Source organism: Fervidobacterium changbaicum, from assembly GCF_004117075.1.
GTDB classification, from domain to species: Bacteria; Thermotogota; Thermotogae; order Thermotogales; family Fervidobacteriaceae; genus Fervidobacterium; species Fervidobacterium islandicum.
The window spans coordinates 1,148,238-1,164,148 of record NZ_CP026721.1; the positions used below are offsets into that span (position 1 = coordinate 1,148,238).

Here is a 15,911-nt window from a genome sequence, read left to right on the forward strand (position 1 = left end):
TTTTACTCTCTAATATTCTTCTTTGATAACTTTACGTTGAATGAGAGAAAGCGCCAATATTACTGCAAATAGTACAACAGCGAGCGCTGAGGCGTAACCCATTTTTCCGTACTCGAACGCGTTCTTGTAGATATAGTAAGATATTGTTATGTTTCTCAAGTTCCTGATCAAGAAATAGATCTGGTCAAACACCTGCATACAACCGATCGTTCCCATTATAGAAACAAAAACTATCTGCGGCCTTAAAAGAGGGATAGTTATCTTCCAAAAAATCTGAGTGCCCGTGGCTCCATCGATTCGAGCTGCCTCGTAAATACTCGAGGGTATATCCTGAAGACCAGCTAAGAACGTGACCATGAAATACCCTGCGGTTGACCAGATATTCATTGCCATGATTGCAAAGAGAGCTACTTTCGGTTCGTTGAGGTAATCTACAGGCTGAAACCCAAGCCGTCCAAAAAGTGCGAGTAAGATTTTGTTGAGTACGCCTGGTTTAGAATAAATCAGCCAAAATATCATCGAAAGCGCGGCTGAAGATGTAATAGCCGGTAAGAAAAAAACAGATTTAAAGAAGTTAACTCCTCTTATCTTTGAATTAGCCGCAACCGCCAGTATTATTGCCAAAAGTGTTTGAATGGGGACAACAATTATTGAGTACAGTAGTGCGTTCCAGAAGGATGTGTAGAAATACATATCTTTAAACATCTCTTTGAAATTCTGAAGTCCAACAAAACGGGGAACGTATTTCGTGAACCGTTCTGAATGGCCTTTCATATATTTCTTCATGAAATCAGATATCTTGATTTGCTTTGGTAATTTTCCTTCCTTAAAATCGTTCAGTAAATTCAGCGAGTCAAAATAATCTTTTACAATCTTTTTTTCTTCTTCACTCAGCTTCACACCGACATCAAGCTCGACAAAAGTAACCGGGTCGAAGTATTCTTTGAGTTCATCCACCGTATAATCTTTTGCCTCTTCTTTAAGCACACCGGTATGCAGTTCAAGTGCGTCGTAAGGGTCGAATGTGTATGTAAATTTTCTTGCTTCCAAGGGTTGATAGTCAGTTAAACTATAATAAAAGGCGGCTATTATTGGATAAATTGTGAAAATCAGTACGGTGAGTATAATTGGTGTTGCGAACAAATATCCCACGAGTGCTTCCTTTGTCCTATATTTCATAAGTGCACCCCCGAAATTTTAAATAAGCGGGAGGTGAGAGCCCCCCCGCAATGAATTATGTACGTTCCTTTAGTTTATCTTCCAATCCATTTGTTATAGTTGGACTCTATAATCTTCACTGCTTCGTCAACTGTGAGTTTCTTGTAGAACAGGTCTTTAAGTAGTGAATTAATCTGGTCATTTGCAGTTGCGAACAAACCAGTTGGCGTTGGAACTCTCCAAGGTACACCGTATTCTGCACCTTTGTAAAATACTTTTTTAACAGGATCTGTATCCTTTGCTGCAATTGATTTTCTGGAAGCAAGAACACCGGCACCGTCAACGAATATCTGCTGGCCTTCCGTAACGAGGAATTTCAATACTTCCCATGCAGCATCTTTGTTCGGAGTTGCCCGGTTGATTGACCACGCGACTGTGTAGATCATCGTTGCCTTCTTTATTCCTTTTGGCATTTCAACAATTCCCATCTTCTTGAATGTATCTGGGAATGAGCCTTTCATAAATCCAATCGTCCATGGACCTTCCATAACAACCGCACACTTTTCCGTTGCTATTGCTTCGCCAAGCCAACCAGAACCAAGTGCTGAAGGCTCTTTTGCTACATTGTACTTTGTGACCAAGTCAATGTAGAACTGGATAGCTTTTTTGGAATTTGGCTCGCCAAGTGCTGTGGAAAGATCAGGCTTTACAAGTCTTCCACCGAAGCTTATAATAAATGGTATGACCCTGTTGAAATCTGGTGCCAGTGCTAACGGGGTCTCGTAACCAGCTGCTTTGAGCTGTTGGAGTTTTTTGAGGAAGGAGTCCCATGTCTCATCGTTGGTGAGATATGGGACTTTGTATTTATCGAAGATCTCCTTGTTAAACCAGACTGCGAGCGTAGAGAAGTCTTTTGCTATACCGTAAAGTCTGTTCTGATACTTGAAAGCATCAACGAGTGATGGGTAGAAGTCGTTAATATCGAAGTTGTCTCTTTTCACGTACGTATCAAGTGGAAGGAGCACATTTGCTCGTGCAAGTTCTTCAAAGACGTAAACGTCGACGTAGAAAAGATCTGGTCCTGTACCGCCTGAGAGCCTTGTCATCAAAACCTGTTTGTAATCACCGGCAATGGGTTCCCACACGACTTCGATGCCTTTTTGTTTACCGATCGTGCTGTTAAATGTGTCAACTGCCTTTTTAATAGCACCTTCCTCAATGGGGTTACCCGGCCATCCTGAAATCGTGATCTTTGTTGCGGCGAAAAGCCCAACCGTCAAAAGTACCGCCAACACTACCGCTAGAACCCTTCTCATACACCTCTACCTCCTTTCGAAAAGTTGAGGAACTTTTTCGTTCCTCTGACGACCAACTGTGTATTGATTACCTCTGATTCCACTTGTTCACCAGAAACCATTTCATGGACTTTCTGAGCAACCTTTTCTCCTACAAGATGAATGTTCTGATCAACGGTTGTGATATTTGCTATTTCTGACAGTAAAATATTGTCGTAGCCGACTATAGGGATTTCCACACCGTTTCTTTCACACACCCTCAAAGCTGCGTAAGCTATGACATCCGATGTACAAAAAATTCCGTCGATCTTATCCAAGTACCGTTCGACAATTTTTTGGGCAATTTCTTGATCGTAATTTGCATACTCTTTGTAAAGAGTGCCTTTAAAACCTTCTAACCCGGAGACGAAACCTCTTAAACGTTCCTTTTCAAACGGTAGTGAAGGATCACCACCTATGAAAAGAATATTTTCACACCCGAGTTCTTTGAGATGTTCTCCTGCTTGACGTCCACCTAAGTAGTTGTCAGTGTCAACGTACACAAAATTGTTTTTGTTGTTTCGTCCCACGCAAACGAAAGGCACGCCAAGTTCATTTAACAAGTCAACCCTTACATCATCGTCTTTTATGTCCATCAGTATGTATCCATCGACAAGTTTTGAAGAAACAATTTTCCTATAGTAGCCCACTATATCTCCTTTTGTAAAAACATCGATAATAAGCTTGAGTCCATTTGAGGAAAAGTACTTCACGGCACCTCGCAAAAATTTGGACACATAAGAATCCTCAAAAACGAGCTCGACACTACTCATCACTGTAAGCGAATAAACACCCGTCTTTTTAGTTCTTAAAGACTTTGCAATTGCATGTGGCATGTATCCGTATTTCTGTGCTACTTGCAAGACCTTTTCTCTGGTCTCCGGTTTTACTTTCTCCGGCTCGTTGAAAACCCTTGAAACTGTTGCAACGGAAACCCCACACAGATTGGCAATCTCCTTCACAGTCATTTGTCTCACCTTCTTAAACTTACAATCGAATGTCTTAACATAAGTGTGTTTATTGCAATGTAATCGATTACTGTAATCGATTACATTGCAAATTTAACATTTTTCAGTGCAAATACAAAACTCCGTTATATGGCAAAAACATCTGCAAATTTTCGGATTTGACATTATATTAATCGTTTTTTTGTGTTTCTAATTTTTTCGCTGTTTTTCGTAAAACAATTTTGAACAAGTTGGTGAATTGTTCATCGCTTCACCCTATAACTGATGTATGGTATAATTTTGTTAGTAATGTAAATTTTTTCTCTTCTTTTGTACTTGTTTTTTCACTATCAGCTGAGGTGATTTATTTTGGAAGTTATAAGAAAAGCCGAAATTTCAGATGCTGATGTTATTGCAAGCTTAATTCTTGAAACAGGACGCTCATTTTTGCCATTGCTTTTTGGTCCATATGTGAAGTTGATACTTGGTAGGTTAGTTAAAACTCCAGGGACCGTTTTTTCCTTGGACAACACTCATGTGCTTGAAATCGATGAAGGTAAGGTTGTCGGGATAATCGTTATGTTCGAAGGTAACACCGTTAGAAAACGAGCATTGAAGACCGGATTCGCCCTCTTCCAGTTGATGGGATTCGAGCTTTTTAGAAGATTGCCGATGTTCAGATACGTTTGGATGCGTAATAAAATTAGACCTGATGAGTTTTATATTTCGAATGTTGCCGTTGATAAAAACTACAGAGGTCGAGGCTACGGGCGAAAGTTGATGCTTTTTGCAGAAGAGGTGGCAAAACAAAAGAAATTCAAGAAGATATCTTTAGATGTTGAGAATACAAATGTTCAGGCAATAGAGCTCTACAAAAGACTTGGGTACGTAGGTACCAGAGTGAATAGGATAAACCTTAAGAACGTTCGTTTTACATTCATTAGAATGGAAAAGCTTCTGGTAGAAACGGGAAGTTAAGGACTCTTATCGTTTTAAAAACCTTTAAGGATGGTGAAATTGATGGCTAAATGTCCAGGTTGCGGTGCAGAAATACAGTTCGACCATCCTGGCAAACCAGGTTTCATACCGTACGAAGTCTACACCAAAAGATACGAAGAGGGCAAAGAGATACTCTGTCAAAGATGCTTTAAACTGAAGCACTATGGGATGCTTATAAGTGAAGCGGATGAAGAGGAGATAATGGAGTTCATAATGAAAGTGATAAAAAAGTTTAAGTACATCATCTACATCTTTGATGTTTTTGACTTCGAAGGGACATACAGACCAGAGATCGTGGAGTTATTATCCGATGCTAACGTTGTCTACGTTGCAAATAAGTTTGACACACTACCAAAAACAGTGAGTGGTAGCCAACTAAAAGAGTGGCTGAAAAAACGCATCCCAGCTAAGAATTCCGAGATATTTATCACAAGCACGAAGAACGGATTTGGAATTAGTAAATTAAGAAAAGAACTGGAAACTCTGAAAGGTAGTGCACTGGTGCTGGGTGTTACAAATGTTGGTAAGTCATCAATACTTAAGGCAATAACGGATTCCACAGCAACAGTCTCTCCTTATCCTGGAACAACCATCGGACTGATAGAACACAAATTGGGCGGTCTTAAGCTCTTTGATTCCCCTGGAATTGTTGTTAACGACAGGATGATAGACCTTTTCGATCCCGAATGCCAGTCGAGGATTTTGGCAAAAGGAGAGGTTACAAGAAAGACGTTCAAACCATTCCCGGAAGAGACGATTTTCGTTGGGGGATTGTGTCAATTAAAGGCAGTTATGAGCGGTAATCAACAAGAAACCAAGTTGAGACCCATATTCCAAATCTTCGCTCCTGAAAACGTTACGTTCCACAAGACGAAAAATCAGAACTTTTTGAGCAACTATTCAAAGCATTTTGGAAAGCTACTTCTCCCACCATGTGGTGAAATGGATGTTGAGGAAATTACTTTCAAAGAAGAAAAACTCGTGGTTGACGTAAATCAGGAACTTTCTATCTCTGGCCTTTGCTGGATAAATGTAAAGAGGGGACCGGTCGAGTTTACAGTAAGATTGCCGGAAAGTGTGAGGATTTACGTAAGAGAAGCTTTAATGAAGCCGCAAAGAAAATTTAATCAAAATTCCCAAAACTAAACCACGAGATTTCAGAGAGGAGGAGTATTATATGAAGAAGAAGGAGATACCTATCATCGCAGGAGTTAGTAACAGACACGTTCACCTTTCAAGAGAGGATGTGGATATACTCTTTGGAAAAGACTATCAGCTCACACCAATAAAGGACTTGGGACAACCGGGACAGTTTGCGTGTAAAGAAACGGTTATCATCGTTGGTCCAAAAGGTGCTATCGAAAATGTTAGAGTTCTTGGTCCTGAGAGAAAAGAAACTCAAGTGGAGATCTCTCTAACAGATGCTTTTAAACTCGGTGTTATGCCTCCGGTAAGGGACAGTGGAGACCTTGAGGGGACACCCGGTATTGTTATCGTCGGTCCAAAAGGTTCGGTTATAAAGGAAAAGGGGGTAATAATTGCTAAAAGGCATATTCACATGCATACATCAGATGCCGAAAAGTTCGGTGTGAAGGATAAGGATATCGTTAAGGTTGTTGTTGAAAAGGGAGACAGAAGGTTGATTTTTGACGATGTGCTCATCAGAGTTAGTGAAAAGTTCGCTCTCGAATTCCATGTTGATACAGATGAAGCAAACGCAGCATTGTTAAAGACAGGAGATGTCGTCTACATTGTAGAAGAACTATAATTAGAAGAAAAAACAAATTGCGAGGGGAAACCGTGAAGGTTTATTACGAATTCAAGATTTATGAATTTGATGAATCGATGCGTGGTTATGATTTATTAAAGAAGTTAGGACTGAATCCAGAAGAACATTTGATAATCGTAGATGGCGAGCTGTACACCGAAGATAGGGTTATAAAGAAGGACAAAGAAGTAAAAATTGTTAAAGTGACAAGTAGTGGTTAAGAAAATTAAAGCCTATCAGTTTCTTATATTCTAAGATTCCTGCTCGGGAGGTTGCAACGTGGAAATCTCAAACATTATAACCTTAGCTTTAGGAGTGTCGGTTGTAGCAAACGGTTTTCTGGTATCAAAACTGATGAAAAAATCCAAAGAAAATAAATATTTTTCATCGCAGCTACAGAAATTCAAGGACCTTTCATCAAAGCTAAGAGACATCGTTGTTCAGAGGGAAGAAACCTTTTACAAGAATCTGCATGAAGTCGCAGTTGGATTTTTGGAAAGGGTTAACAAGAGTTATTTTATAGTCTTCGATGGTGAATACGGAAGCACAGTATCTACATTCGGAGACTCCTCAATTAACGTAGCAAAACGTGTGAAAAAGACAGAACTTCCATTTGCAACCGAGCGAGTTTATACCATTGAAAAGGACAAACTTAGCACTCTTTTTCCAAATTTGGTCAAAGACGGTTCCGAGAAGAAAATGTTGTTGGTTTCCGATATCTTCATCGGAGGGGAGCTCAAAGCAAAGTTACTTTTCGAACGCGATGAACCATTTGCAAAAGAAGAGATGGAAACTATAAAGAGTTTAGGGCCTTTCTTTACATCTTTTATAGCAACACACAGTTATGTGTCCAACCAGGGAAAGTTTCAAAAGGACATGATTCTTACAATCATACGCATCTTAGAATACCACGATCCTTACACGAAAGGGCATTCAAAAAACGTTGCAACCTTGGCTTCGCTTATAGCTGAGAAAATGGGATTATCTGATGAAATGATTCGAAAGACCTACTGGGCAGCCCTCGTACATGATATAGGAAAGATTGTTATTCCTTCAACGATACTGAACAAAGAAGGTAAACTGACGATTGAAGAATTCGAGGTTATAAAAAAGCATCCGGTTTACGGGCATGATTTTTTATCCACCTCTTCTGATTTAAGAGAACTTGCTAAGTACGTGTATCACCATCACGAACGGTGGGATGGAAAGGGATATCCTTCCGGACTATCTGGAGAGGATATCCCCTTAATATCAAGGATCATCACGGTAGTGGATGCTTGGGATGCGATGAGAAGTGATAGGCCATACAGAAAGGGTTTACCAAAAGAGGTCGCTATGAAAGAATTGGTAGAACATTCCGGTATTCAGTTTGACCCAAATATTGTTAAAGTGTTTCTTAGCCTGATCGAAGAGCAAGGAATTGGCTAAAAGATGACAAAGGAAAGGGGGAATTGCTTGATGCTTAAATTTGTTGTGAGTAAGTCAGAAGTCCAAGAAAAGATATCTGTTGCATCATCTTCGATCGGTTCGCGAACAGTTGATCCAATTCTTCAGTGCTTGCTTTTTAAACCCGTTAACGGTCATATCAATATTCACGCAACTGATTTGCAAACCTCAGTAATATCGACCGTGAAGGTTGGAGAGTACGAAGGCAGTGAATCATTCGCTGTTGATGCCGATTTAATAGATGATATAGTAAGGAACTTACCGGAAGATGAAGTCATCTTTGAATACGCAAATGGTAAGTTATTGATAAAGAGTGGAAAAGCAAGATACAATTTGACAACCGTATCAGATGTCGAAAGATTTCCGATAATAGAAACAGATGAAGGTGGAATAAAATTCAGTATAGATACATCGATTCTTGAAGAGATGCTTGACAGGGTGAGCTTTTGTGCTTCAAGCGAAAGCGCTATGAGGGCACTGAATGGTGTATACTGGGAGGTTCATGGTGGTTTTTTGAGACTTGTTGCAAGTGATGGTTACAGACTTGCACTTGCAGAACAAAAACTGGACATAGACAACGAATTCGACTTCATTATCGCCCTCAAAAGCGTAAAAGAACTTGAAAAGTTGCTTTCAAGTACAACGGAACCAACGATAAATATTACATTCGACCATTCAATCGTTTCCTTCAACGCAGGCGATGTCACGATGATAGTAAGAACCGTTGAGGAAACATTCCCAGACTACAAACGTGTCTTGCCGAAAGCATTCAAAACCAGAGTTGTACTGAACTCGGACGACTTCTCCGAAGCGCTCAAACGTGTTATGGTGATCGCTAAAAGAGGAACTGAAAAGGTCCAGTTGAAAATATCAGATGACGTAATGGAACTTTCAAGCCAGAGCCCAGATTACGGTGATGCAGTTGAAAACATCCCCGTAACGAAAGATGGAGAAGATCTGATAGTGAACTTCAATCCAAAGTTCTTAAGTGAAGCTATAAAACACATCGACGAAAAAGAAGTTGAGTTTAATTTCGTCGATAATTTGAGTCCACTTCAGATTAACCCGAGGAATGTGGAAGGATACATGTACATAGTTCTTCCTGTAAGAGCGTAAGTACATAGAAATTTAAGAAAGAAGGAGGTAACGTGAGGCGAGGTTTTACCCTTATTGAGTTACTGATAGTCATGTCCATCATTGCAGCTCTGATGGCTGTAGCAACACCTGTTGGAGTGAACGCTGTAGCGCAGGCAAAGGCGACGAATGTAGCTGGAAATTTTCGAACACTTCAGCAGGCCGTTATACAGATGATAACGCTTGAACCTACCCCACCCAAAAGTGGTGATATACTTGAATATCTCTACACAAAAGGTTACATATCGACGAAACCCATAGGTTTCGAAGTTGGGTATGAAACTAATGAAAAAGCTTATATTATAAGGTACACGCAAAGTGATGTTGATGTAGTTAAAGTAAAGAACATCTTCAGTGCTGTTGAAATCAACTCATCGGGTGGACTTGTTTTGCGCATTCCAGCACCATAAATCCTTGTGAATTTGAGGTTGAATGTATGATCAAACTTGAAAATATAACACACAAGTTTAGAGAAAAAACTGTTTTGAAAGAGATAAATGGTTCCATCGATGATGGAGAGGTTGTTGCAGTTATAGGAGAGAATGGCAGTGGAAAAAGTACACTGCTTAATATTCTTGCTACTTTCATCAAACCAACAAGTGGCAAGGTGTTTTACAATAGTACGGACGTTTTTGAAAAGCAAGAAAATACAAAAAGATTCCGAGAACTCGTATCCTATATTTCAGAGAAAAGCACCTTTATTCCGGAACTCGACCTGAGTGAGAATCTTTTATATTTTAAAACGGTCTTCAAATCGTCTAAAGACATTCTTGAAATCGCGAAGCGAGTAAGCATCGACGATCTATTGGGGAAAAAACCTGACAAGCTTTCAAAGGGCCAAAGACAGCGGTTGGCGTTGGCAGTTAGTATGCTTAAAGATGCTAAGATCATACTGCTTGATGAACCAGCCGAAGGCTTGGATGTTGAAACAAAGCAGGTGGTGAAAGATTTAGTCAAAGAATTCAAAGAGAAAGGTTGCACAGTTTTTTACGTTACGCACGATGAGGATGAAGTTGAAGAGGTGTGCGATAAAATTATCGCCTTGAAAGACGGGAAAGTTAAGTTTTTTGGAAGCGTTGACGAACTCTGGAGGACCTATGAAAAATTTTATTCGGTAACCTTCGAAATTCCAGAGAGTCCCGGAAAGAAAGTGACTCGAATTATGAACATCGATGAACTGAAAACTGCTCAGGAAAGTTTTCGGATATTGCATATAAGAAATCTTGGATTAAGGGAGATTATAAACATCAGCGAAGGTCTAAATGGAAGGATTGGTTGATATTGCAATGACAAATTTTTGAGAGGGTGAAATGATATGAGAATGGAAGGGAAATTGGCCACACTCAGACCTATGGAAGTATCCGATGCACAGAAGTTTGTACAACTTATCAACGATGAAAAAACGAAAGAGTACTTAAGTCTTGTCTTCCCGATGAATCAATTTTTGGAAGAAGAATGGATTAAAAAGAACGCAATTTCCCATAATCAGGCGAACTTTTCAATAGAGGCAGGTGACAACCTTATAGGCTCAGCGGGTTTAATGGGGATTGATTGGGTTGCACGCAGTGCAGAGTACGGTATTGCTATTTTCGACCCGAATTATTGGAATAAGGGTATCGGAACGGAAGTCACACAGATGATGCTTAGGTACGCTTTTGAATATCTTAATCTAAACAGAGTCTGGCTGAGGGTTTTCGAAAATAATCAAAGAGCGATAAGGGTGTATGAAAAGTGTGGTTTTATTCAAGAAGGTCGAATGAGACAGGCCAGATATTTGAAAGGTCAATACTTCGACGTTATTATTATGAGTATTCTTGCTGACGAATACTGGAGAATTAAATCTGATTATCAATTATAACAAGCACAGTGTATAAAGTGTTGTTAGGAGGTGAAACCATGTATTGGTACTACGACCCAACGTTTTTGCTTTTGATACCCGCTTTACTTTTATCGTTGTGGGCTTCGATAACGGTTCAAACTCGATTTGCGCGTTATTCACAGCTAAAATCAAGGATCGGCATGACGGGAGCACAGCTTGCAAGATTCATTCTTGATTCGGCAGGTTTGTACAATGTAAGAATCGAATCCGTTCCAGGAACACTAACTGACCATTACGATCCCAGAACAAAGGTTGTGAGGCTTTCAAGTTCAACGTACTCTAGTGATTCAATCGCTGCTCTTGGCGTTGTAGCACACGAAATAGGACACGCTATTCAGGATGCAAAAAGATACGTACCATTGGTTGTGCGGAATACTATCGCTCCTGTTGCCCAGTTTTCTTCAAACCTCGCATGGGTGTTCTTCATAATCGGACTCATCACTGGAGCCTTTGGGCTGGCTCAATTTGGAATATTACTCTTCTCTATAGCTGTGCTATTCACAATAATCACGCTACCTGTTGAATTCGATGCAAGCAGGAGGGCACTACAGATTCTGGAGAAGAATCTCTTAATGCCAACCGACGAATTGAAAGGTGTCAAAGCTGTGCTCTCTGCAGCTGCGATGACTTACGTTGCTGCGATGCTCACAGCTGTCTTGCAACTTATTAGGATGATTTTGATAGCAAGAAGAGACTGAAAGATTATCAAAAAACTATTAACTCGCGCTAGTGTGAATGAGAATAATCATATCTCACGATTAAAGGGGACAGAACCATCTGTCCCCTTTGTTTTTTAACCACGTTTAGATTTGCTCAAAAGATAGTCCATACTATTCAATTTGGTCTTTATACAATTCCATAAAGTGCGTGTTCATAGGCTTTTCTATTCGATTTTTCTTTAAGATGAATTCCTTGCAGTTCTAAAAAACAATGTCTCTTTTCGGAAAGAAAAGTAGTATAATTAAATTATCTGGATCCTGTTAACTTGTAGTGATGGAAGACAATAGAACACAGATAACACGCGCAATATCATTGTTGTTCAGTTTCAAGAGATTTCTCACTACACAAAAGCTGTTCACGTACATTGGAAGATTGTCAATATTCTTAAATCCACGCTTGGCTCGTACAAAGTCTTGGAATAACGAAAACTTCGATTCACATTGATTGTTTTGCCCAAGTCTCACAACAATATGATTGATATTCTTGTATAGTATCTTCACTGCACCATATGCACCAAGTCCATCTGTAATTAGTTCGATTGTTCTTTCGTTGTTACCAAAGAACTTCTCTAACAATATCTTCACTTGACCCATATCGCGATATTTGGATACATGCCAAGCAACAATAAGATTCGAATCGTGCTCAACTAAGAACCAAACGTAGTACTTTTTGGATTTAAACAAAACGACAGTTTCATCACCATGGACTTTGAAAGCATCTACAGGAACGAGGATGGAAAAGAAACAAGACAACTTAAGGATCCACTTGTAGATAGCGACATGAGAGACTTTGATATTAAGTGAGTCTCTGATGGAACGCAAGGACACAGCTTTGAAATAAAGGACGAAGGCTTTAAGGACAATAAAGATAGGGAAACGGAAGAACTTGAAAGAGTCGAAAGGAAGAGGGACAAATTGAGGTAAGTTAGTTGGGATTTCGTCTCTGGTATGGCAAGAACGGCAACGGAACTTAACGAAGGCTTTTTTGATTTTGTGGATTTGCATAGTTTTTCCACAGACAGGGCATTTAGGATAAGGGAAAGAGAAGAGCTTGTGTTTTTTTGAATGAACAAGTCTGAAAGTGCGCTTACAGTCTTTGCAAAAGTATTGTTGGTTACCGTACTTATCATGACCGTTTTTGTAGATGTTGGTAGAGCCGCATTTGGGGCAAGAGACTACAGAATTTTGCATAGTGGAGTACCTCCTTTTTGTGAGAATTGATGGTGGGGGGTGTTCCACTAATAAGAAGATAATACGGTTTTTGGAAATTTTCAATACTTTTAGTTAACAGCATCATTATCTGACAAGGGGGTGATGGTATGTTTAGGAAAGTGCTGTTCGTACTTCTCTTGGTTTCGGTAATCATATCTTTCGGTGCCAAGATACAGATAACCATTTGGACGCATGAAGATCCTAACCGCACAAGGATAGAGGAAAAGTACATCAAAGAATTCATGAAAATGTATCCCAACGTCGAGGTAAAAAGAGTCACTTACCCATCAGATAAGATTCGAGACATCGTACTTACCGCTTTCGCTGCAGGAAAAGGTCCAACAATTTTTAACTTGGAGATCCAGTACGCTTATCCGTATATTACCAACAGAAGAGTTGTACCCGTGGACTTAAACGCAATAGGTTTGAAAAGCTACGATGAGCTGAAGAAATTGTACGTAAAGGGTACACTCGATGCAGTGACTTACGGAAATATGATTTACGGTCTACCTTTGGAGATAACAAACTGGGCACTTTTCATAAACAAGAAATATTTCAGAGAGGTCGGACTTGACCCTGAGAAAGATTATCCGAGAACTTGGGAAGATCTTATGAGAATAAGCGAAAAGCTTACTATCCGAGAAGGAAACATAATTAAAAGGCGAGGCTTCGACTTTAGGTATCCTTATTACCTAACTTTTTTCCTCCCGATGGTAGAACAGCTGGGAGGTGCTCTATTTGACAAGAAAGGAAACCCAGTGGTCATCAACGACCAAGCATGGATCAAAGTCTTAAACTTTATGAAAGAATGGGGACCAAATGGGAAGAACTTAGGTTCTCCAACATATCCTGCAGCACGAAAAGAATTCAACAAGGACAACAACACCATAGCGATGTGTGAATCTGGACTGTACCAGATTCTTAGAATCAAAGAAGAAAATCCTAAATTTTACAACAGCAACGAGTGGATGGTAGTGAATTGGCCGATCTGGAAAGATGCGGTGAAAGATGTAAGATGCAATTACTATGGGCACTACTATATGGTAAACATGCAAGCTTCTCGCCCAGAACGTGAAATGGCTTGGAAACTGATATGGTACATGCTCAGCCACCCAGAAGAATATCTCACAGAGGTTGGGTTGATTCAACCAAGGCTCTCCTTAATGCAATCAGAAGTATTCAAAAAATTCCCGTACGCTAATGTGTTTCTTGAAGACCTGGAAAAATCGCATATGATACCGCTACATGAAAAAGATCCACAAATCGAACAGTTACTTAAAGAAATGGTCGAGTCCGTGATGTTGAGTAACGTTTCACCCGAAACCGCGTTGAATACTTTCAAGAAAAAACTAGCACAACTTATGGAAGAATGAGGTTTGTTCGTTAAAAAATTGTGCGGGGGCGTAGCCCCCGCTTTTGGTGAGATAACTTGAGCTATCTGATTAAAAACATAAGAACAGCTGTTAGCCCAAGGGGGAGTTTGCATTGAAAGGAAATAAGAAGAGAAAGCTATCATTGGAGAAGAAGATTGGATTGTGGGGCATTATTTTTGTGATGCCTTCTATAGTACTGTTTTCCGTATTCAGTTTTTACCCCATTGCTTACGCCTTTGTCGTCAGCCTCTACAAGAAGGAACTTCTATCGCTTGAAGCACCTAAGTTTATCGGGCTAAGGAACTACATACGACTTTTACAATCGGAAAGTTTCTGGAATTCAGTTGTTGCAACACTGAAATTTTCAGTCGGGACGTTCATCCCGATGGTTGTTTTTAGTTTATTGCTCGCAACTTTTATTCTTGGAAGGAAAAGATTTCAAAAGCTTTTCCAAATGATGTACTATTCTCCAGCGATCATGCAGTCTGCCGTTGCTGCACTTGTATGGCTCATAATATTTGACCCAAGAAGTATAGCAAATCAATTTATGAATTTTATCCTTAGAACAAGGGGCGTGGATTATAAGTGGCTAGTAAATGAGAATATGCTGATTCTGTCGACAATAATTGTTTACTTTTGGAAGTACATTGGTTACTTTACAGTGCTATTTCTTGCAGGTTTGGCAAGCATACCCAAAGAAATTAACGAAGCAGCAAGAATCGATGGAGCCAGCAGATTCCAGAATTTTATTTATATCACTTTGCCACTTTTGAAACCTACAACAACCCTTGTATCCATAACCGCAATGATCCAGTGCCTTAGAACGTTTAGTACACAATATCTATTTGTGCAGGCTGGTGCGAGCATAAAACCTATAGAAGTTATAACACTTAACATTTACAATACTGCGATCAGGGATAGAAACATAGGTCGAGCAAGTGCTATGAGCGTTCTTTTGTTTCTTGTAATAATGATTCTAACAGTTATTCAACTGAAAATATCGAGATCTGAAGAAACTTACTACTGACCGTAGGAAATTAGCAAGAACTGGAGGTAATAGAATGCGCCGTGTTGATACTAAGAATACTTTCTCAAAGCTTCTATCTTTGGTTATCGATGTAGCAATCTGGTTTTTCTTAATTGGTTTTGCTGTATTCGTCCTAATACCTGTGGTCTTTATGTTTACCGCATCACTTATGCCTGCGAGAGATATAATGAGTATTCCATATCCGTGGATCCCGCGCACTCTACACATCCAGAACTTCTGGCAAGCAATAAAAGGGAACGACGGTAAGTTCCTCTTTCCGCGCAGCATATTAAACAGCCTTATTGTAGCTTCCCTCACAACTTTGGGAACAGTTCTTCTGTCGGCTTTGACAGCATTCGGATTGGCAAAGTACAAGTTCAGAGCAAGGAATGTAATTTTCTTGATCATATTGAGCACTATGATGATACCATTCGAAGCAATAATGATTCCGTTATATCTGCTCATTGTGAACATAGGCTGGCAGGACACGTATACTGGTTTAATTATTCCTTTAATTGCAAGTGCCTTTGGTATATTCATCATGAGGCAATTTTTTATAACATTTCCAGACGAGCTAATAGACTCAGCCAGGATAGACGGCGCAAATGAATTCATGATTTTCTGGAAAATCGCATTGCCAAATAGTAAACCAGCCATCGCCGCACTTTCTGTTCTAACTTTCAGAGCTCAATGGGATAACTTAATCTGGCCTTTATTGGTTGTTCAAAGCCCTGAGAAGAAAACAATCCCATTATATATCTCTCAATTTGCCTCGGAAAAGTATACGAACGAGGGTGCATTAATGGCAGCAGCGGTAATTGCCAGCATACCGATGATAATTATTTTCCTTTCTTTCACAAAGTACTTCATAACCGGAGCCGAGCTATTTACGGGCAGGAAATAGAATAGTATGGA

17 protein-coding genes are annotated in these 15,911 nt (G+C 39.8%); 13 read left to right on the plus strand and 4 right to left on the minus strand.

Annotated features, from left to right (window positions below):
- Positions 1-9: 9 nt before the first annotated feature.
- The 3 genes from CBS1_RS05410 to CBS1_RS05420 form a co-directional block, all read right to left on the minus strand.
- Positions 10-1,179 (minus strand): carbohydrate ABC transporter permease, encoded by a 1,170-nt coding sequence (locus tag CBS1_RS05410; RefSeq protein ID WP_090223187.1) that lies wholly within the window; start codon positions 1,177-1,179, stop codon positions 10-12.
- A gap of 74 nt (positions 1,180-1,253) precedes the next feature.
- On the minus strand, positions 1,254-2,474 hold the full coding sequence (locus tag CBS1_RS05415; protein ID WP_090223188.1) for an ABC transporter substrate-binding protein: 1,221 nt from the start codon (positions 2,472-2,474) through the stop codon (positions 1,254-1,256).
- A complete protein-coding gene (locus CBS1_RS05420; protein WP_090223190.1) occupies positions 2,471-3,460 on the minus strand; it encodes a LacI family DNA-binding transcriptional regulator in 990 nt (329 codons plus the stop codon). The genes CBS1_RS05415 and CBS1_RS05420 overlap by 4 nt, the downstream gene beginning before the upstream one ends.
- Positions 3,461-3,808: 348 nt before the next feature.
- Here CBS1_RS05420 and CBS1_RS05425 point away from each other — a divergent pair, with 348 nt between their 5' ends.
- The 10 genes from CBS1_RS05425 to CBS1_RS05470 are packed head-to-tail and all read left to right on the plus strand — an operon-like array spanning position 3,809 to position 11,363.
- Positions 3,809-4,417 (plus strand): GNAT family N-acetyltransferase, encoded by a 609-nt coding sequence (locus CBS1_RS05425; RefSeq protein ID WP_033192147.1) that lies wholly within the window; start codon positions 3,809-3,811, stop codon positions 4,415-4,417.
- 42 nt (positions 4,418-4,459) lie between these two features.
- On the plus strand, positions 4,460-5,584 hold the full coding sequence (yqeH, locus tag CBS1_RS05430; protein WP_090223191.1) for a ribosome biogenesis GTPase YqeH: 1,125 nt from the start codon (positions 4,460-4,462) through the stop codon (positions 5,582-5,584).
- A 31-nt stretch (positions 5,585-5,615) separates the two neighbouring features.
- Complete coding sequence (locus tag CBS1_RS05435; RefSeq protein WP_033192149.1) at positions 5,616-6,206, plus strand: phosphate propanoyltransferase; 591 nt, start codon at positions 5,616-5,618, stop codon at positions 6,204-6,206.
- A 32-nt stretch (positions 6,207-6,238) separates the two neighbouring features.
- Positions 6,239-6,427 carry a ubiquitin family protein gene (locus tag CBS1_RS05440; RefSeq protein ID WP_033192150.1) on the plus strand — a complete coding sequence of 63 codons (189 nt, stop codon included), beginning with the start codon at positions 6,239-6,241 and terminating at the stop codon, positions 6,425-6,427.
- Positions 6,428-6,485: 58 nt separating this feature from the next.
- Positions 6,486-7,634 (plus strand): HD-GYP domain-containing protein, encoded by a 1,149-nt coding sequence (locus CBS1_RS10640; RefSeq protein WP_241685481.1) that lies wholly within the window; start codon positions 6,486-6,488, stop codon positions 7,632-7,634.
- 30 nt (positions 7,635-7,664) lie between these two features.
- The gene (gene dnaN, locus CBS1_RS05450) at positions 7,665-8,768 is read left to right on the plus strand and encodes a DNA polymerase III subunit beta (protein WP_033192151.1); all 1,104 of its coding nucleotides are present in this window, start codon (positions 7,665-7,667) and stop codon (positions 8,766-8,768) included.
- 32 nt (positions 8,769-8,800) lie between these two features.
- Complete coding sequence (locus tag CBS1_RS05455) at positions 8,801-9,196, plus strand: type II secretion system protein (RefSeq protein WP_033192152.1); 396 nt, start codon at positions 8,801-8,803, stop codon at positions 9,194-9,196.
- A 26-nt stretch (positions 9,197-9,222) separates the two neighbouring features.
- Entirely contained in the window at positions 9,223-10,065 is an 843-nt protein-coding gene (locus tag CBS1_RS05460; protein ID WP_033192153.1) for an ABC transporter ATP-binding protein, read from the plus strand.
- 36 nt (positions 10,066-10,101) lie between these two features.
- Positions 10,102-10,644, plus strand: coding sequence for a GNAT family N-acetyltransferase (locus CBS1_RS05465; protein ID WP_033192154.1), 543 nt, complete (start codon positions 10,102-10,104; stop codon positions 10,642-10,644).
- Positions 10,645-10,682: 38 nt separating this feature from the next.
- Positions 10,683-11,363, plus strand: coding sequence for a zinc metallopeptidase (locus CBS1_RS05470; protein WP_033192155.1), 681 nt, complete (start codon positions 10,683-10,685; stop codon positions 11,361-11,363).
- A gap of 282 nt (positions 11,364-11,645) precedes the next feature.
- On the opposite strand, the gene CBS1_RS10465 is transcribed toward CBS1_RS05470, so the two are convergent.
- A complete protein-coding gene (locus tag CBS1_RS10465; RefSeq protein WP_033191365.1) occupies positions 11,646-12,575 on the minus strand; it encodes a DDE-type integrase/transposase/recombinase in 930 nt (309 codons plus the stop codon).
- A gap of 128 nt (positions 12,576-12,703) precedes the next feature.
- Between CBS1_RS10465 and CBS1_RS05475 the strand changes: the two genes are divergently transcribed.
- From CBS1_RS05475 to CBS1_RS05485, 3 genes are all read left to right on the plus strand, one after another.
- Positions 12,704-13,969, plus strand: a complete 1,266-nt coding sequence (locus CBS1_RS05475) for an extracellular solute-binding protein (RefSeq protein WP_033192156.1) — start codon at positions 12,704-12,706, stop codon at positions 13,967-13,969.
- A gap of 112 nt (positions 13,970-14,081) precedes the next feature.
- On the plus strand, positions 14,082-14,996 hold the full coding sequence (locus tag CBS1_RS05480) for a carbohydrate ABC transporter permease (protein WP_033192157.1): 915 nt from the start codon (positions 14,082-14,084) through the stop codon (positions 14,994-14,996).
- A gap of 34 nt (positions 14,997-15,030) precedes the next feature.
- A complete protein-coding gene (locus CBS1_RS05485; RefSeq protein ID WP_090222026.1) occupies positions 15,031-15,900 on the plus strand; it encodes a carbohydrate ABC transporter permease in 870 nt (289 codons plus the stop codon).
- The last annotated feature ends 11 nt before the right edge of the window (positions 15,901-15,911 follow it).